The organism is Variovorax sp. 05L425, assembly GCF_056397705.1.
This window is the reverse complement of record NZ_JBFTNY010000001.1, coordinates 58941-76990: the sequence shown is the minus strand read 5'-3', so window position 1 is coordinate 76990 and position 18050 is coordinate 58941. Positions and strand designations below refer to the sequence as shown.

Sequence of the window (18050 nt, the reverse complement as noted above, 5' to 3'; positions counted from 1 at the left end):
TCATGGCCTCACCACCGGAACGGTCGATCCCCAGCCTTCGCGCGCGAGCGTGAACGACTGCGAGTAGTTTTCTTTGCGGATGCGGTGCCTCACGTTCTTCACGTACCAGAGCCCGTCGTGCAGGTAGCCTGCACCGCGCACGCCCACGAGCCCGCGCGGCTGCAGGATGTCGCCGTAGCGCAGCGCATCGAGTTCGCCATTGGCGACCACCAGGTCCATCGAATCCTCCAGCAGGGCCTGCGCGCGCCCGTAGGCCTGCATCCCGTCGATGCCCGTCTCGCGGAACTGGGTGGTGCGGACGTTGGGCTGGTCCACGAGCCACGCAGGCAGTGCGGCGAGGGGCGGCCGCAGGCTCGCGAAGAGCCGGATCGGCAACGCCTGGTTGGTCAGGCGGTCCTGCACCTTGCCGCTCACCTGCGTCGGCCCGAGGCCGTTGCTGTGGACGCTGAAGTCCGAGACGTTGCTGTTCGGTCCCATGTTGACCGTGATCGCGCTCTGCGGCAGTCCGACGCGCACGGGCGGGCCCCAATAGGCCGTGTTGGTCATCGGCACGGGACCGGGCACGATGTAGAACACGTAGCCGTGGCGGAGCGCCAGGAAGCGCAGGTGTTCGAGGTCCGTGCGCATCTGCACCGGCACGCGGTCGATGGGCAGCGGCGGATCGATCACCGGCGGCGGGAGCCAGTCCGGAATGAGCCCGTACTCGGCATAGCTGCCGATGAGCTTCAACGCGACCAGCCCGTCGTCGAGGCCCACGTGCTCCGCGCTCTTTTCCTCCAGGTCCAGCTTGACGCTCACGTCGTCGCCCGTCAGCGTCACGAACGAGCGCCCGGGTTCGTCGCTCGCGGAGAACTCGCGTTGCGTCACGAAGCCGTCCATCAGAACGCGCGGCGTGGCATTGAAGGTGACGATCACGATCACGCGGTTCCAGGTCTGCAGCAAGGGACTGGCGAGCAGGGCATAGTCGAGCAGGTCCGCCGGCCCGGAACGCCCGACCTGGAAACGGATCTGGAAGCCCGACCGATCGTCGCCGGTGTGGACCTCCACTTCCTCCAGCGCCTCCATCAGGTCCACAGGCGCCGGCAGCGGCACCGAGGGGCCGATCAACAAGGTCAGGTGGATGCCGAGGAAGTCCATGCTCAGAACTGCGGTGATGCGATGCGCAGCACACGGCCGAGCGTCGAGGTGAGTTCGAAGGGGTCGAGCGCATCGTTGGCATCGCAGATGCGCCAGTACTGTTCCGGGTCGCCGAACGTGCGCGCGGCGATCAGGTCGAGCCGGTCGCCTTGCGTCACCGTGACGCTCATCACGAGCGGCATGCTGCTGCCCGGCGGCAGGAAGCGCCGGCTGAAATAGCTGACGGCGCGCCCGTCCGCGCCGATGCAGGTGAGCACCGGAAGGCTGGCATAGCGACTTGTCGTGGCCATGGCCTACATCCCCGTGCTGACGCCGCCGCTGAACGACAGCGAACCCGACGCCGACGCATTGCCGACCGTGTTGAGCGTGGCCATCGTCTCCTTGGCCACCTGGTGTGCGAGGAAGAGCGCATAGCCGGGATGCGTGATCGGCAGGTCGTTGTAGCTGAGCACGCGAAGGCCGAGTTGCACTCTGGCGCGGGTCGGGTTGAGCTTGACGTCGTAGGCCTCCTCGGTGATCGAGAAGGTGCTGATGCGCACGGGCAGTACGCGCTGCGGCCCCCAGATGAACAGCGTGAAGGGGGCGGCCGGCGGAATGATCTCGATCGTTCCGACAGCCAGCAGGATCGTGTTGGCAATCACGAGGCTGCTCTTCGGATAGACCAGCATTTCCAGTGCCGAGAGCTGCGGATAGATGCCGGAACTCACGGCGAGCGCGTTCGCCTGTTCGAGCTGGTCGGTGGCGTCGATCTCGACGTCGAGCGAGATGGTCTCGACCGGCGCGCCCTTCAGACGCAGCGCCTCGCCCCGGTCGCCGTCGTCCGAGCGTGTGGTCTGCGCCTCGATCTGGCGCGTCATCGTGTCCGGGTTGTATTGGAAGCTGATGATGCTCGCGAGCGGATTGAACGGATCGATGCCGACGATCGCGCCCTTCACGAGCCGTGGAGAACCGGGGAAGCTGCTCATGGCCGGCCTCCGCGCGGTGCGCCCGGGATGGCTTGATGCACCGCGGCGGCGATGCGGTGCGCGAGGGGCTGCCCCGACGCAGGGACATGTTGCGCCGCCGTTCGGGCGTCCATGCGCTGCGCGAGCGCCTGCGACACCTCGCGCGCCAACCGTTCGCGATCGTGGGCAGCGCCGCTTGCCGCGTCGACGACCAGCCGGTCGATGTGCAGTTCGATCTTCATGCGTGCGCTCCTTGCACGGCCGCTGGCCGGAAATCCGCTTCGTTGATGGGCCGGCCGAGCTTGAGAAGCTCGCTGCGCGCAGCCTGGTAGACCAAGTCCATGGTCACGCTGCTGCCGCGGTGCGCGGCGAGGAAGGCGGCGTTCAGCGCGATGCTGTGGATGCTTCCGCCGGTGCAGTCGAGCCGCGCGAGTTGCACCGCATCGAGCCGTTCGGTCGGCGTGTCCGCCGGGAAGGCGCGCTGCCACATCAACGCACGCTCGCGCGGGCCGGGATAGGTGAAGGGCACGACGAAGCGCAGCCGCCGCATGAAGGCCGCATCGAGCGAGCCTTTCAGATTCGTTGCGAGGATCGCCAACCCCCGGAAAGCCTCGATGCGCTGCAGCAGATAGTTGGTCTCGATGTTCGCGTAGCGGTCGTGGCTGTCGCGCACCTCGCTGCGCTTGCCGAACAGCGCGTCGGCCTCGTCGAAGAAGAGGATGCCGCCCCCGTCCTCCGCGGCATCGAAGATGCGCTGCAGGTTCTTCTCGGTCTCGCCGATGTACTTGCTGATCACCGCCGAGAGGTCGATGCGGTAGAGGTCGAGCTCGAGCGCGTTCGAGATGACTTCCGCCGCCATCGTCTTGCCGGTGCCGCTCTCGCCATGGAAGAGCGCGCTGAGGCCGAGGCCGCGGCTCATCTTGCGCTCGAAGCCCCAGTCGCCGTAGACCCTGCGACGCAGGGCGACCTGGGCCACGATCTGGTGCAGCAGCGACAGCGAATCCGCAGGGAGCACGATGTCGTCCCAGTCGACCTTGGGCTGGATGCGTTGCGAGAGCAGGTCCATCTTCGAGTGCGCGCATTGGCGGCAGGCGGTCCAGAGCGCCGTGGCGACTTCGCCAGGATCGTTTCGGCTCGCGAGTCCCGCGCTACGTGCCATGGAGGCGATCTGCGGCAGGTTGAAGTTGAACTGGCTCGCCAGCCGCGACGCGAGCGTGTCGCGCTCGTCGCCGGGCAGGCCGGGCAGGCCGAGCAGGTCGAGCCAGGCCTGCGTCTGCTCGGTGGCCGTGGGCCTGTCGATCGCCGTCACGAGGAGACCCTCGCGGCCGCCGGCGCCGAGCGCGTGCGCGTCCCGCGTCGCGACAAGGGCCAGCGCCTGCAGCCGGTCGAGCACACGCCCCAGCACGGCGGCGCTTGCTTCCGTCGACTCTCCCGGCGCCGCATCGTGCGCGTCGATGTAGAGCGCCAGCGGCATCAGCAGGCTTTCGCGCCGCCAGATCCGGCACCAGGCGTCGAGATCGACGGTTTGCGCGGGCAGCGCGGAAAGCCCGATGCGTTCGAGGCGCAACCCCAGGCTCGCCGCAACGTGGCCTGCCACCAGTTGCTTGCTCGCCGAATCAATGCCGGTCAGCTGCAGGGTGGGCGCGAGCGCCGCGTCGTCGGACCTGTGCACGAATGCGAGCAGGGAATCCACTGCCGACTGCTGCGAGGGCGGGAGCGGCTGCAGGTCGTCCGTGGCGATCGGCAGCAACGCGGGCGCGATGCGTTCGTCCAGGCGGTTGAGGCCCTTGATGTAGTCGACGATCCGGTCATCCGCCCTCAGCGCGCTCATCGTCAAGGGCGTCGCACCGCTGGCGTGCACGTCGATCAGGTGCCAGTAGCGCAGGGGCCGGTCGGGCGAGAGGGCCTCCCACGCGGGATCGTCGAACAGGACCATCGCGAGCGCAAAGCTCGGACTCGACCGCGAAGGCCCGTCGAGCGCCTGCGCGCACAGTGCACCGATGCGCGTGTCGAGCGCCGCCGCGACGCACAGCAGCAAGACGTTGCGCTCGAACGTCGAAAGCCCCAGCCGCTGCTGAAGCACGGCGAGTGTCGGCACGGGAACGAGGTCTTCCCCTTCACCGCCAACCGGAGGCTCCCTCCGATCAGCCAGCCGCTGCAGGCGTTCGCGAAGCCACGCGAGCGCCGCGCCGAGTGCGAGCTCGTTGCTCTGCAGGGGTGTGGCGCCGGCGTTCATGTGAGTGTCACCGTCGGGCCCACGAACTGGTTGAAGGTCGGGCTTGCGGGCGTGGTGTCCGTCACCAGGGCGCTGCACGCGCCGTCGATCATCACGCGGGCCAGGTAGCTGCGCGCGACGAAGCCCGAGGGAATCGGGAACGAGACCGTGCCGCTCGTGTCCGGGTCTCCGGGTGCATGCGGCGCCGATGCGACCTGCTGGTCGTCCAGCAGCAGCACGGCGCGTTGACTGCGGCCGACCGGCGGCGCGACAGCCAGTTGCAGCACCGCACCGCGCGCGACGCTGATCGGCGAGGCCGTGGTGATGCTCGGACTGAGCATGAAGGCCGCGGCGTTGGACTCGAAGCCCACGCCCGGATGGACCACCGGCGGCGATCCCAGAGGCACTTCCTGCACCACCTGCACGGTGTTCACGCCGGCCGGAACGCCCGCGGGGAGCGTGAAGGAGAGCATGCGATCGTCGATCGTCGACGGCGTCACCCGCAGGCCGGCCACGACCACCTGTGTCGTCGCTGCGCCGAGATTCGATCCCGCGAGCGTCATCGTCGCGCCGGGCGCGGCGACTTGCGGCGTCACCTGGTCGATCGTCGGCGTACGGAACGGCGCGACGACGATGCTTGCAGCGCGCACCGGCGGCGCGACCTTTGCGGGCCGGGCGCTGTCGATGAGGACCACGGAGGCCTCGTACGCGGCAGAGAGGCGGTATTGCGTCTGGTAGGCCATCCAGAGCTTCGACATTTCCTCGAAGCCGAGCGAATGCGGCGTGATGCGAACGCGCTCGATCTGGTCCTGCACGTCGGCCGCGCCCAGGGCGTCGGCGAGGTCGGACGGCATCAACAAAGGGTTGTCGTGCAACGCCAGCATGGCGCGGCCGAGCAGCAGTTGCGCGATGAGCTCGTTGTCGTCCTGTCCGAAGGCCGTGAGCATGTAGTGCAGGTTGAGCGCAAGCGGCGGTTCGCCGCCCGCGGGGCCGTCGCGCGGAGGCATGCCGTTGCTCAGTGCCGGGTTGGGCACCGTGCTGTAGAGGTACAGGTTGAGCAGATTGCCGTTCGCTGAGAAGGTGCGCACCTTGTCGAGTGGCAGCGTCGTCACCTGGATCTGCGTGGTGGGCAGGGTGTCGGCCGGAAGGTTGGCGGGCAGGGGCGCCTGCAAGGCCTGGTTGACCAATGCGCGCAGGCCACGCGTCACGCTGGCGATGGCGAGCGCGTTGCTCATCTGCGTCCTTCAGTGCGGCGCTGAAGGTAGTCCTGCAGGCTCATGCGCGGCGCGGCGCGCGTCGGCTTCGCGATGGGCCGGCGCGGCGTCTCGGGCGCGCGGACTTCGAGCCTTCCGATCGTGACCTGCACGACGGCGGGCTTGTCGTCGGGTGCTGCTCCTGCCTTGCCGTGTTGCTGCGGCTTGGCAGTGGGGATGGGACCTTGCGTCGCCGTGCGCGTGTCGGTCGCAGGCCCTGCAGGCCGTTCGGTGGGAGCGCGCCAGGGGGCGATGCGGTCTTCGAATCCTGGAAGCTCGATGGCGTCTTGCGGCGGCGGCTGGGCTGCGAACGAAGCGGGCATCGCAGCGGGGATGGTGGGAACCGCTGCGGGACGACGCGCCGGGGGCGCCTCGAACGGCTCGGCCATCGGCGAGGCAAGGTCGTGGCGTGACCGCGCGCGAACGTCGCGTGCTTCGGCAGTCGAAGCATCGCGGGCGGAGGGCGCAGCGGTGATGTCGTTCGCATTCGTGGCGGAAGCCGGGTGCGGATCTGCATGGGTCGCCGCCGCTTCGGTGGGCAGCGGCGGCGTGGTCGACGCGACCTGCCGGACGACGTCGCCTCGATCGTCCGCGGCAAGCATCGGCCGTGCGCGCAACGTGTCGCCTTCGCTGGCCATGCCAACCTCTTCCACCAACGTGGCGGGCGCATCGGCAACCTCGAAGCGCGACAAGGGACGCGGCCTGATGTGGCTCCGAGGCTCGACGAGTCGCGCCGCGAGTCGGTCGAGGTAGCTGGTCACGACAACACCATTCCGAGATAGGCGTCGCGCCGGACGCGGCTCATCGCGAGGATGTCCGCCTCGCTCCAGCCGTAGCGAGACGCCAATGCATGGACTTCGGCGAGCAGGCGCGGCGCGCGGGCCTCGACCTCGGCCCAGCAGAAGGCCGCGAGATCGAGCGGTTCGTTCAAGACCGTCTCGCACGAAGGGCAAGGCATGGAAATCATGAGCTCCGCAGCGGGGTCAGCGGATTCCATTCGCGCGGCCGCTTCCTGCAGCAGCGGCGGGGGCAGCGCGTCCGGCGCGACGGCCTCGCCCGCTCGCGTCGTGCAGGCCAGGCAGCGTTCCAGCAGCGTCCTGTAGGCCTGCAGGGCGTCGTGGCCGTCGCCGACCACGATGCTGTCCTCCACGGTCGGCAGCCTCATGTCGATGCGATAGTCCTGTGTCTCGATCGACTGCGGTTGCGCCACCTCGGCCGGCGCAGGCCATCCGGTCGAGAGGGCGCGGACATCGAGTTCGAATTCAAAAGTCTCGCCGCATTGCGTACAGTCCGCCACGCAGGACAGCAGTGGCCCAAAGCAGCGCGCATGCAGATCCAGCAACCGGCGCTCCCGCTCGCCCAGGGTCATGCCGGCCAATTGACTGTGCGACATGTCCGGTGTCGCCATGGCGAGCAACGCGGCCGCGCGGCGCGGCAGTGTCTGACGCCACATGGTCTCCCACACGTGGAGCAGGTCGGAATCGGCCAGGGTGCGCATGGCAGAGGCGCTGCGAAGCGAGCGTCCTCGTCAGACGTTGACGGTGGGTTCGGTCGGTTCGGTGACGGACGTGTCGCGCGCCCAGCCCTCGTTCTCCAGCTTCAGGTGCTGGATGGCGATGGCATTCGCGTTCGCGTCGAGATCGGGCAGCGCCTGGAACTCGGACACCCAGCAGCGGTACACGTTGTAAGCCAGCACCTTCTGGCCCGCCTCGTTGTAGACCTCGATGATGATGTCCTTGCGGAAATCCTTGAGCGAGACTTCCGCCCCGAGGCCGCCGCCGAAGTTCCAGACCTTGCTGGCCCATTGCTCGAACTCGGGGTCGTGCGTGACGCCGCGCTCCAGCGTGATGGCGTCGAACTCCGTGCGTCCCGGCGACTTGTGCGACGTGCTGGGATCGCCGCCGTCGCGGTGCTTGACCACCTCCGTCGTCTTCTTGAGCATGCCGACCTTGCTCACGCCGGCGACGTACTTGCCGTCCCACTTGACCCTGAACTTGAAGTTCTTGTAGGGGTCGACGCGGAAGGTGTTGACGGTGAACTGGGCCATGGTCTTCTCCTCAGGCGGCGATCTGGCCGGCCAGTTGCTGCAGGCGGATCACGACGAACTCGGCCGGCTTGAGCGGCGCGAAGCCGACAAGGATGTTCACGATGCCGAGGTTGATGTCGTTCTGCGTCGTCGTCTCGCTGTCGCACTTGACGAAGTACGCCGCCGAGGGTGTCTGGCCCTGGAAGGCGCCCTGGCGGAAGAGGTTCTGCATGAAGGCGCCGACGTTGAGCCGGATCTGTGACCACAGCGGCTCGTCGTTGGGCTCGAACACGACCCACTGGGTGCCGCGATAGAGGCTCTCCTCGATGTAGAGCGCGAGCCGGCGCACGGGCAGGTACTTGTAGTCGTCGGCCAGCAGGTCTGCGCCGCGCATCGTGCGCGAACCCCAGACCACGCGCCCCGAAACCGGGAAGGAGCGCAGGCAGTTGATGCCGAGCGGGTTCAATACGCCGTTGTCGCCGTCGCTCAGGTTGGCCTGCAACCCCTGCACGCCGTTGAGTGCCGCATCGAGGCCGGCCGGTGCCTTCCACACGCCCCGCGTGCCGTCGGTGCGCGCGATGATGCCGGCCACCACGCCGCAGGGTGCGAAGACGTCGGGTTGCCCGTTGAGTTGCGGATCGGACTTGATCACGCGCGGAAAGAAGATCGCGGCATTGCGCGCCGCGTCGCCGGTCAATCCGAGGCTGGCCACGCCCGTGTTCGGATCGGAAGCCTTCGCGGCCGCGGTTTCCTTGACCTGTCCCCAGGCGGCCAGCGGATCGACGAGCAACACCGCGCGGCGCGTCGCGCAATAGGCCATCGCCGCCTGGTAGACGGCCGCGGGCGTGTCGCCGCCACGCGTGTCCGGCGGAATGCACATCAGGTTGAAGAGATCGGCCTTGTCGAGCGCGAAGATGCCTGTCTTCAGGCTCGCGGAGCCGAGATAGTCGGCGTTCGCCAGGTGGGCGCTGTCGACCCCGCCGGCAAACGAAACGGTGCCGGGCAGGGGTCGCGTCGCAGGTGCGATCCAGTGGCCGCTGCTGTCCAGCGCCACCTTCGCGAGGAGCGAGCTGCTGTCGAGCACGCGCGGCACGAAGCGGGGACTGGCGCTGCTGGAGGAGACGTTCAGGAACTTCTCGGTGGCGCCGCCGGCCTGCGTGATCGTGAGGTTGTAGAGCGTGGTGTCGGTCGGGTCGCGCGTCGCGTCGTCGACGACGGCTTTCAACGCATTGCCCCATGTCCCTGGACTCGACGCAACGAGGTCGAGCGCCTCGCTGTTGGCACCGCCAGTGACGAGCGCTGCCGCAGCGGCCGCGGCGCCCGACTGCAGCCGCACGATGACGGCCTGGCTGCCACCGTTGAGGTAGAAGTCCTGCACCGCATAACTCAGCGGATAGTCCATTTGGACACCGCCGAACAGCCGCTCGAAATCGCCGAAGCTGGTGATCAACGCCGGCTCGCTCACGGGTCCCTGCGATGTCCTGCCGATGAACGCGGCGATGGAGGTCGCCACGCCGGTGATGGTGCGCACCCCGCTTGGCACTTCCTCGATATAGACGCCAGGGGACAGCAATGCGGAAGGCATGGTCGACTCTCCTTGTTTCGAATCAGGCCGATCGATCGACATGAAAAAGGGGAGCCGACATTACCCGCGGGAATGGCGGACCGCAATAGAACGAGGGCCATAGACATAGCCACTCGCACTGGCTCAGGGAGGCACGTTGGCCGGATCGAGACTCTTGCGCGCGCCGATGCATTTGTTGCGATCGGCGCCTGCGGGAAATGCCACCGCGCAGACATCTTCGGCCAGGAGCGGGTTGTTGTTGTAGGCCATCTTGCTGTAGAGGTCGCGCGCGCCGGCCGTCTTCTTCATCTGCTCGACGAACCAGTGCAGCCGCATCTCGGGGTTCATGTCGGGATTGCCCGCGTGCGATTCGATGTAGTCGTAGCGGTCCGCGAGACCCAGCGCGTGATGGACCTCGTGCGAGAGCGTGACCGGGCTCGAAGCCCAGTTGCCCGAGTTCGGCCATTCGCAGAACTTCACAGTGAACTCGAACACGTCCGGGCCGGTGCTGTTGACGAACACGATGTCGACGTAGTAGCCCTTCGTCGTCATGGAGATCGAGCGCTCGATCGCATCCTCGAGGCCCTTGACCTTGGAAACCTCGTCGGGTGCGCCGTTGAGCTTGACCTTGATCTTCACGCGGATGTTCATCGGGTCGCTACGGTCCACCTTGTACTTCTTCCCCTGTTCGCCGGTCCTCTCGACCATGCGCGTTGCCGTGGCGACCGCTAGCTCGTCGACATCGTTGTAGGCACCGCCCCAGCGCTCTTCCTCTTTCAGGGCGTCGTCGACAACCTTGCGGTTCTTCGTCGCGGTGTCCGGCGAGCAGCCGTAGCCCGATCCCGTCGTGGTCCCGTGATAGGGCGTCGTGATCGCTTTCAGCAGCTTGTTCAGGTAGTAGAGGCGCTGGCTCTTGGCATCGCCGAGCGGCTTCGTCCTGGCCTGCGCGATGATCCAGGCCACGTTGCCCTTGGCCTCGCCGTTCAGGGCCTTGTATTCGGACGTGGCCAGGATCCGGGTTTCGAGCGCGGTCGCGTCGGATTGCCATTCGGCATTGGTCTTGCACTGCACGAGCGAAACCCCGTGGCCCTGCTGCAGCGTGTGCACGAGTTCATGCGCGAGCAGCAGCCGGCCGGCGTGGTGATCGGGATCGAACTTGCCGCTGCGGAAGTGGATGTGATTGCCGATCGTGAAGGCCTGCGCGTTCAACTGGCGCGCGTGCTCGTTGTCTTCGGCGTTGGCGTGAATGCGCACGGCGGAGAAGTCGGCCCCGAACCGTCGTTCCATGAAGACGCGTGCGGCTGGCGGTAGCGCGCGGCCGCCGCCGGATGTACCGAGGCCGCGCGCGAGCGTCTCCGTGACGGCTTCGCCCGGCTCGGACGACCGCTGCAGGAGTCTTTCCTGCTCTTCCTCGCGCTCGCAGTGGGCGCATGCGCGGCTGATGCGAGGTGGCGCGCGGGTGAAGGAGAGCTCGCTGTCGGGTGATCGCATCACCTTCTCGGCAATGCTGTCGGCCTCGTGTTCGAGCGGATCGTCGACCGACCCGATCGTGAGCTTGCGCTGGATCACGCCTCGCAGCGGCGCGGACATGACAGGCGGTGTCCGGCCCGCAGAGCTTCTTGTCCGTGCCCTGGCGATCTGTGGCGCGTACATGGATCGATCCCTTCCTCTTCGAAGTGGCGGGCGACGAGAAGAACGGTTGGCATATTAGCCCTGTGGTTGCCGCTTGGGGATAGTCCGAAGGTCGGGGGTCCATCGATCCAACGGCAGGTCGCGGCCCCCGACCCTTGCGAGGCAACGCGGATCGGCGCACCATCCGATGCACACCCACGCAGCAAGCAATGACGGTGCTTGCACGGGATTCGTCATTCGCCGGGGGTCCGCTCCATGCATCGCGCAAGTCCTTTGTTGGAAGCTCCGCGTGTGGCGCCTGCAAGGCGGCCCGTGCCCGCACGGGTTGCGGCGTTCGAACCCTCGCAGGTCGAAGCGCCGGCGAGCGTGCATCAAGTTCTGCAGGGCCCGGGAAGCCCTATCGAACCCGCCCTGCGACGCGACATGGAACGGCGCTTCGATGCCGACTTCTCGTCGGTCCGGATTCATTCCGGTCCTGCTGCCGAGGCGTCGGCGAGCGAGGTCGACGCCCAGGCCTACACGGTGGGCCACAGCATCGTATTCGGAGCGGGCCGGCGTGCGGGCGATGTGGGCGAAGGGCGGCGATTGCTTGCGCATGAACTGACCCACGTCGTTCAACAGCGCGGCGCGTCTCCTGCGGGCGTGCAACTGCAGCGGAGACCGCGCGATCCCGACGAGGCCGCCGCGATCACCAAAGAGGAAACGGCGCTCGCGGCGCTGGCCAAGCGCGCCCTGGCTTCCGGCAAGCCGGAGTTTGCCGTGCACGAGGTCGTGTGGCGGCTCATCAATGCCTACGGGCTCGACATGCACTTCGAATTGAACGGGAGCCGATACGACAAGGGCCGCAAGGGCGTGCTCGTCGATTTCAAGGGCAGCGGGCCGAGGACCACGGGCACGATCGTCGCGGGCCCCGACGTATTGCAGCGCATTGCCAAGGGTGACGCACCGGCGGTCGCCAAGGAAATCGAAGCGCAGATCGGGCGGGTCGACACGGCCCGCGGTGCCATCGACTACGTCTTCATCATGGGCAAGGACGTCAAGAAGAGCGACAACAAGTTCTATACGGAGGCGAAGAAGTTCTTCAAGGCCGAATATCCCGGCGCGACGCTGGTGGAGGACGTGCGCGACCTCGACGGCATCAACCAGCGCGTCAACGACGGGGGCAAGCCGGTGGCGGATCTGATCATCGTCTCGCACGCGCACCCGGATGGAACCCTTCAGTTCTCGCTCGATGCGCACGACGCGACGGCGGGCAAGGTGGAGTACGGTGAACTGAAGAAGGCCAACGAGGCTGGCAACATCACGAAGCCCCAGTCGGACCTGGTCGGCTTCTGGACCAACGTCCTCATCAGGGGCTGCAACCTCGGGCGCAGCGAGGAAATGCTGGGCGAAGTGCGTACCGCTTTCGGCGGCAGTGCGCGCGTGATTGCACCGACGCACGGCCAGCGCTATGGCGGCGGCACCGAATCACTGGCTGATCCGTTCTACGAGGAGCCCGGCGCGAGCAAGCTGTCTGACGAGGACGCCTTCAAACAGATGAAGGCCAAGCCCGAGTACGCCTTCATCACCGACTGGGCTGCGATGCGAAAGAAGCTCAGGCGCACCACCGACCAGAGCCATGAGGTAGCGTTCGACGGCATGTTCCCGCAAAGGGGCAAGGAGATGGATCTGCTCAAGGCCCGGGCGAAGAAGCTCAACGTGAAGGACTTCACTTTCGGTTCCAGCCGCGTCGTCGGGAAGGACACGGTCTTCACCTTCACGCCGAAGGACGAGTTCAAGAACGGCCCGGTCGACATCACGGCGGAGACCCCTCCCACCGACAGCGAGGCGATCGCGATGGCGAAGGAGAGCATCGCGCGCCCGTCCGCCTACACGTTCACGGTCAGGCGGATTCCTTCGGGCGTGAACCTGAAGGTCGTCGTCGATGTCGTGCGCACCGAATGGGAACTGCACCACGCGGAGATCCACAAGGGTGGCAAGGGCTTCAACCCGAGACCGGGTTCCAAGCCCTGGTTCGGCGACACGGACTGACAAGACTAGAGGCTGATCGCAGTGGCGGCGCCATTGCTCAGGAGTTCGGCCTTCTGGGCAACGAGAAGACTGCGGAAGACGTTCTCTCCACTGAGATTGATCCGCTCGATCTGATGCTCGATGTCGCGCAACGCTTCCTCGCCGCGGCCGAGTTTCATCAGCACTTCGGCCCTGAGGCTCGCAAACCAGGATTGCCAGTTCTCGAAGCCGGTTGCTTGCCACAGTCGAATGCCTGCCTCCATGTCGTCCAGGCCGGCGGCGAGTTGACCTTGGCGTGCGGTGGCCCATCCACGCGCGATACGCGCCATCCCGACAAATTCGGAGAAGCCCAAGCGCGAGGAGAAGTCTATGCACTGTTCGGCAAACTGAAGAGCGAGCGCCGGCTGATCGCGCATCAGTGCGATCGTGCAATTGGCCACCATTGAAAAACCCAGGGTGTGCGGTTGGTTCAGGCGACCCGCCAGTTCGTAGGCGTCGCGCGCATGCATGCTTGCACGCTCCTCGTCGCCCGTGATCAAGGTGGCCACCGCCAGATAGAAGCGACCGAAGACGCCGAAATCCATCAGATAGATCGGATAGAGCGCGACGTCACGCTGCGGGTCGTAGCGCGCCACCGAGCGCTCCAGATGTGCGCGCGCCGCCTGCGCGTCGCCCAAGCTCAACTTGATCATCCCCATCATCGTGTTGGCCGCCATGACCGCCTCGGCATCATCGTCCTTCGATTGGGCGACTCTGAGAAGGTCTGATGCCAGCACGCGTGCAGTCTCGAGCTCGGTGCGGCCCCAGTGGTAGAGGCACAGACCATAGGTGATCGGAAACTGACGCGGCGCGCCGGGCAACTCATGACACAGCGCAAACGCGCGCCTCTGAACGTCGTGGAACTGTTGGCTGCCCGGCCCTTTGAGCACCATCGTGGTCGGCCCGAGTACCGAGAGCAGCGCAAGCTCGGACTCGCTACGTTCCAGGCCGCGTGGCTCTGCGGAAAGGGTCGCCACTCCATCTGACAGGTGCGCGGCGGCCTCGCGTGGGGCGCCACGGTCAAGGGCTTGCTTGCCTGCCTGGAGGAATTGGCGGCTCGCTTCGAGGTACCTGCTGGCTCTCGACAGATGGCGCGCGGCAAGCTCGGGCTGGCGCGCCATGTCCTCTGCGAATTCGCGCACCAATACGTCGGCGACGCGCCCGTGCAACGCGGTCCGGGTCTTCGGAACAATCGACCCGTAGGCGGCGTCTTCAATCAACGCGTGCCTGAAGGCGAACCGCTCGCCGGTGTTGTCGCCCGGCAGGATGAGACTCGCATCCAGCATCGCATTCAATGCTTCGTCGAACGCGACGCGATCCATGTCCGCGGCGGCAAACAACAAGCGCCGGCGGAACTCGTGACCGATCACCGCACCCACCTGAGCCAGCCACTTTGCCGCGCCCAGGCGATCCAGGCGCTCCATCAGAAGGTCCACCAGCGTGTCGGGGATGTCGGTCAGGCGCAGGTCCGCGCCGCCGCCGAGGCCGCCGTGCGAATCCATCACCATCCGCGTCATTTCCTCGACATACAACGGCACGCCATCGCTGCGCTGAATGATCGTGTCGATCGCTGAATCCGGGAGTCCGATCTCGGCGGCCACTCTCATCGCGATCGCGCGTGAGGCCTGATCATCGAGGCGGCCAAGCGGGATGACCCTCGGGTCCGTCTTGAGTGCCGGTCTTGACTCGGGTCGAGAGGTCATCAAGAGCAGGATCGGCGCGGTCTGAGGTCCGGCCAGGATCTGGTCGATGAGTTCCAGGGACGTTGGATCGATCCAGTGCAGATCCTCGACGATCAGCAGCAGCGGCGCAGGCCTGCCGTCTCCCATCGCGGATGGCCCACAAGCGAGCCCCACGAAATACCGCTGCAATGCATCCTTGGTCATTTGCAGCTGTGCCGGAGGCGGCAAGCTGACTGGCGGATAGCGATCTGCGCTGCGAAGACCCACCAACGACGCCACAAGACTCAGATCCAGGTCCGCCGCGACGCCTGCAATTGCCAGCTGCGCTTCCAGTTTCTCGAGTTGCATCAGCGACGTATCCTCGCGCGCAAAGCCTGCGGCCAGCGCCAGATGCTGGACCCATGGATGCAGCACACTGTTGGCGTGAAAGGGCGAGCACTGAAGCCGCACGGTCGTGTGCACGATCGAGCCCAGCTGCCGATCGAGCTCAGTGGCGAGCCGCGATTTGCCCAATCCAGCCTCGGCAACGACCAAAGCACCCGTGATTTGCGGTGAGTTTGCGAGATTCCAGCAATCCAGAAGCGCCGCCAACTCGGCGTCGCGCCCGACCAATGGGGATTCGGCGTCGTGACCTCGCCAGGCCGAACGGCTGTTCATCGCACCGGACCCCATGACTGCAGTCAGGCGAACAGGCTCGTCGAACCCCTTCAACGCGAAGATACCCAGATCCTGATACTCGAACTGGTTGCCCGCGATACGCCGCGTGCTGGGCGAGATGACGACCTGTCCCGGTTGTGCCTGCGCCTGAATGCGCGCTGCCAGGTTGGGGGTGCCCCCGGCGATTGCCAGCGTCTCCTGCACGCCAACAGCGACCAGCCCCGTGGCAATGCCAACCCGGACCTGCACCGCGGACGCAAGTTGGGCCGCTTCCTTCAGAAGCGCTGCTTCCTCGACGATCGCAAGGCCGGCATGCACAGCGCGCACTGCATCGTCCTCGCTGGCCATGGGGTAGCCGAAATAGACGTCGGCCCCATCGCCGACGATTCTCGCGACCAGTCCTCCGAAGCGGGCGGCTACCCGCTTGACCAGATCGCCGTAAGCCGACAAGACATCGAGCAGATCCTCGGGATCGATCCGCCCGGCCAATTCGGTCGAGCCGACCAGGTCACAGAACAGCACCGTCATCTGGCGGCGCGTCATGCGCGGATTGCCGCCTGGGCCCAGTGGCGCGGGTGCAAGCGAGAGCCCGGCACCGCATTCACCGCAAAACTTCCGGCCGAGTTCATATTCCGCCTTGCACGCGGCGCAGACAGCTTTCATCGATGCCCTCCTCGAGGCGTGCGGCCGGTTGGCGAGGATCATTCTTTGGCGCAGCCCGTCCTTGCGGCCCGAGAAGACGCTGATGAATTGCCGATATATCGCCGATGGATGCTCCGGCCGCACGATGCGCCGGGGCGGCCGGAACGCGCAGAGGACCTTTTGGCGCCCGGGGGCGGTGCTGATAACTGACAAATTCGTCCCGCGCGCGTTTCGAGAGGCACAAAATGTCGGAGCGCGACCGCCGACGCAGCCCCAATGCCGGCGCCGCTGCAACTCCGAGGGGTGGAGGAATGAGCGACGAGCCATCGACGATCAGTCGAGGAATCGGGAATGCGCTGGCCTTCGGTGAGCCGGGCGCTGGAGGCGGTGCGCTCCGCTTTGCGGGCTTCGAGTTCGATCTCCTGCGCGATGAGCTGTGCAAGGGTGGTGTCCCGATCGCCCTTCGGCCCAAGCCGCGCTCGATGCTGCGTTACTTTCTGCGGCATCCGGGGCGGCTCCTCAGCAAGGATGAACTGATCACCGCCATCTGGGGCGGCGTGGTGGTGACCGACGATTCGCTGGTGCAATGTGTTGCCGAGCTGCGCGCCGCGCTGGGGGATCGGGATCAGCGATTGATCAAGACGCTGCCGCGCCGCGGCTACATGTTCGACACCGCGATCGATGAGGCGCGACCAGAGCCTGGCACGAGGCCGACCACGCAAGCCCAGCGTGCGCGCCGCCGGCCGATGCTGGCGTGGTGGCTGGTGGGGAGCCTTTGCGTCTTCTTGCTGGCCATTGCCGGCGCCGCTTGGCGGATGAACGCGGATCCGCCGCTTCACATCGATGCCGAGATCGCCAAGCGCCGCGCCGTTGCGGTATTGCCGGTGATCGTTGCTGATGAAGTCGAAGGTGCGCTGGCCCTTGGTAATGCACTGGGCAGTGACATTGCGACCCAGATCTCGCTGCGCCAATGGATGCGGGTGATGGGCCCGGGCGCTACCGCGCCCTACGACGCGGCGAAGCCCGACATCGCTCGCATTGGCCGCGAACTGAAGGTGCGCTATGTGCTTGGCAGCCGCGTGGTTCGCGACGGCAGCGGCATCGCCGTCGACTCGGAGTTGACTTCGGTCGAGACGGGCGAGGTGATCCGGTTGAACCGCTCCACGTTTGTGACGGCCGGCGACGCGTTGCGCTCGAATCTGGCCCAGCGGATCGCCAGCATGCTCAGAGTGCGCTACTACGAGATCGAGAGCGCGCGCGCCAGCCAGCCCGGTCACAAGCCCGATGCGGTCGATCTCACGCTGATGGGCTGGCGGGACCTGAACCGGTTCACGACGCGAGACGAGGTACTGAGGGCCCGCGGCCGCTTCGAGGCGGCGTCGCGGATAGACCCCACATCCGTGGCGGCCGCGCAGGGACTTGGCTCTTCCTATCTCATAGAGCTCGGCAATTCATTCAACGCCAATCCGCAAGACCTGCTCGACCCATGCGAGCGAACGCTCAAGCGTGCGCTCGACCTCGGGCCTGATGTCCCGGAAAACCTGGTGCCATGGGGCGAATTGCTGATGATTCGCGGACAGACGACGGCGGCGATAGAGGTGTACAACAAGGCGCTCGACATCAACCCGAGCTACGCCACCGGCCACATCGACCTCGCACGCGCGCTGATCAGGCACGGCCAGTTCGAGGAAGCGCAACGGCACATCGACAAGGCGCGCGGGCTCAGCCCGACGGACACGCGCATGCTCTACATGTTCTACGCTGCCTCGGCAGAAGCCGCCTTCGCGCAAGGGCGCGACAGCGAGGCCTACAGCTGGTGGCAGAAATGGGCGGCCGAGTATCCGAACAGCGGGCTTCCCTACGCAATGATGGCTGCCATCGAGGCGCTGCGCGGTGACAATGCCGAGGCGGCTGCGCACATGGTGAGGCACCGCGAGCTGCTGCCCAACGACAGGATGAGCTCGTTCCTGCTGCTGACTCACGGGGACGCCCCCGGCTACCTGAGCCAGCGCGCTCGGCTGGCCGAGGGACTCCGCAAGGCGGGCCTGCCGGAATCCGTTCAGTGATTTGCGGGGCAACGCCAGGGACACGGGACGACCGGCGCCGTCGCCTGCGGCTCAATCCACCGTGAATCGCGTGCCGGTTATCTTGCCGCCAATGTGTTGGAGCAACGTGGTCTCGTCGCCAACTCCAAGCGCGAGCAGGGCATTGCAGATCGGACGCCGCCGAATCGAGTTTCCGTTCGGCGA

14 protein-coding genes are annotated in these 18050 nt (G+C 66.5%); 2 read left to right on the top strand and 12 right to left on the bottom strand.

Translation table 11 applies throughout. The features are described from left to right. The 11 genes from AC1DN9_RS00345 to AC1DN9_RS00295 form a co-directional block, all read right to left on the bottom strand. The gene (locus AC1DN9_RS00345) at positions 1–1137 is read right to left on the bottom strand and encodes a hypothetical protein (RefSeq protein WP_478096206.1); all 1137 of its coding nucleotides are present in this window, start codon (positions 1135–1137) and stop codon (positions 1–3) included. A 2-nt stretch (positions 1138–1139) separates the two neighbouring features. Continuing rightward, positions 1140–1427, bottom strand: a complete 288-nt coding sequence (locus AC1DN9_RS00340) for a LysM domain-containing protein (protein ID WP_478096205.1) — start codon at positions 1425–1427, stop codon at positions 1140–1142. A gap of 3 nt (positions 1428–1430) precedes the next feature. After that, positions 1431–2102, bottom strand: a complete 672-nt coding sequence (locus AC1DN9_RS00335) for a hypothetical protein (protein WP_478096203.1) — start codon at positions 2100–2102, stop codon at positions 1431–1433. Then, positions 2099–2323 carry a hypothetical protein gene (locus AC1DN9_RS00330; RefSeq protein ID WP_478096201.1) on the bottom strand — a complete coding sequence of 75 codons (225 nt, stop codon included), beginning with the start codon at positions 2321–2323 and terminating at the stop codon, positions 2099–2101. The genes AC1DN9_RS00335 and AC1DN9_RS00330 overlap by 4 nt, the downstream gene beginning before the upstream one ends. Next, positions 2320–4317, bottom strand: coding sequence for an ATP-binding protein (locus tag AC1DN9_RS00325; protein ID WP_478096199.1), 1998 nt, complete (start codon positions 4315–4317; stop codon positions 2320–2322). Before AC1DN9_RS00325 ends, AC1DN9_RS00330 begins: the two co-directional genes overlap by 4 nt. Then, positions 4314–5531 (bottom strand): Pvc16 family protein, encoded by a 1218-nt coding sequence (locus AC1DN9_RS00320; protein ID WP_478096198.1) that lies wholly within the window; start codon positions 5529–5531, stop codon positions 4314–4316. Before AC1DN9_RS00320 ends, AC1DN9_RS00325 begins: the two co-directional genes overlap by 4 nt. Continuing rightward, complete coding sequence (locus AC1DN9_RS00315; RefSeq protein ID WP_478096197.1) at positions 5528–6310, bottom strand: hypothetical protein; 783 nt, start codon at positions 6308–6310, stop codon at positions 5528–5530. The genes AC1DN9_RS00320 and AC1DN9_RS00315 overlap by 4 nt, the downstream gene beginning before the upstream one ends. After that, the gene (locus AC1DN9_RS00310) at positions 6307–7047 is read right to left on the bottom strand and encodes a hypothetical protein (protein ID WP_478096195.1); all 741 of its coding nucleotides are present in this window, start codon (positions 7045–7047) and stop codon (positions 6307–6309) included. The genes AC1DN9_RS00315 and AC1DN9_RS00310 overlap by 4 nt, the downstream gene beginning before the upstream one ends. Before the next feature lie 30 nt (positions 7048–7077). Beyond that, positions 7078–7596, bottom strand: coding sequence for a phage tail protein (locus tag AC1DN9_RS00305; protein WP_478096193.1), 519 nt, complete (start codon positions 7594–7596; stop codon positions 7078–7080). 10 nt (positions 7597–7606) lie between these two features. Beyond that, positions 7607–9160 (bottom strand): phage tail sheath family protein, encoded by a 1554-nt coding sequence (locus AC1DN9_RS00300; protein ID WP_478096191.1) that lies wholly within the window; start codon positions 9158–9160, stop codon positions 7607–7609. A gap of 123 nt (positions 9161–9283) precedes the next feature. Continuing rightward, the gene (locus AC1DN9_RS00295) at positions 9284–10729 is read right to left on the bottom strand and encodes an eCIS core domain-containing protein (RefSeq protein ID WP_478096189.1); all 1446 of its coding nucleotides are present in this window, start codon (positions 10727–10729) and stop codon (positions 9284–9286) included. Positions 10730–11083: 354 nt separating this feature from the next. On the opposite strand from AC1DN9_RS00295, the gene AC1DN9_RS00290 reads away from it, so the two are divergent. Beyond that, positions 11084–12802 carry an eCIS core domain-containing protein gene (locus tag AC1DN9_RS00290; RefSeq protein WP_478096188.1) on the top strand — a complete coding sequence of 573 codons (1719 nt, stop codon included), beginning with the start codon at positions 11084–11086 and terminating at the stop codon, positions 12800–12802. A gap of 5 nt (positions 12803–12807) precedes the next feature. On the opposite strand, the gene AC1DN9_RS00285 is transcribed toward AC1DN9_RS00290, so the two are convergent. Then, a complete protein-coding gene (locus AC1DN9_RS00285; RefSeq protein ID WP_478096187.1) occupies positions 12808–15822 on the bottom strand; it encodes an adenylate/guanylate cyclase domain-containing protein in 3015 nt (1004 codons plus the stop codon). Positions 15823–16112: 290 nt separating this feature from the next. Between AC1DN9_RS00285 and AC1DN9_RS00280 the strand changes: the two genes are divergently transcribed. Then, a complete protein-coding gene (locus AC1DN9_RS00280) occupies positions 16113–17867 on the top strand; it encodes a winged helix-turn-helix domain-containing protein (RefSeq protein WP_478096185.1) in 1755 nt (584 codons plus the stop codon). Positions 17868–18050 lie beyond the last annotated feature (183 nt).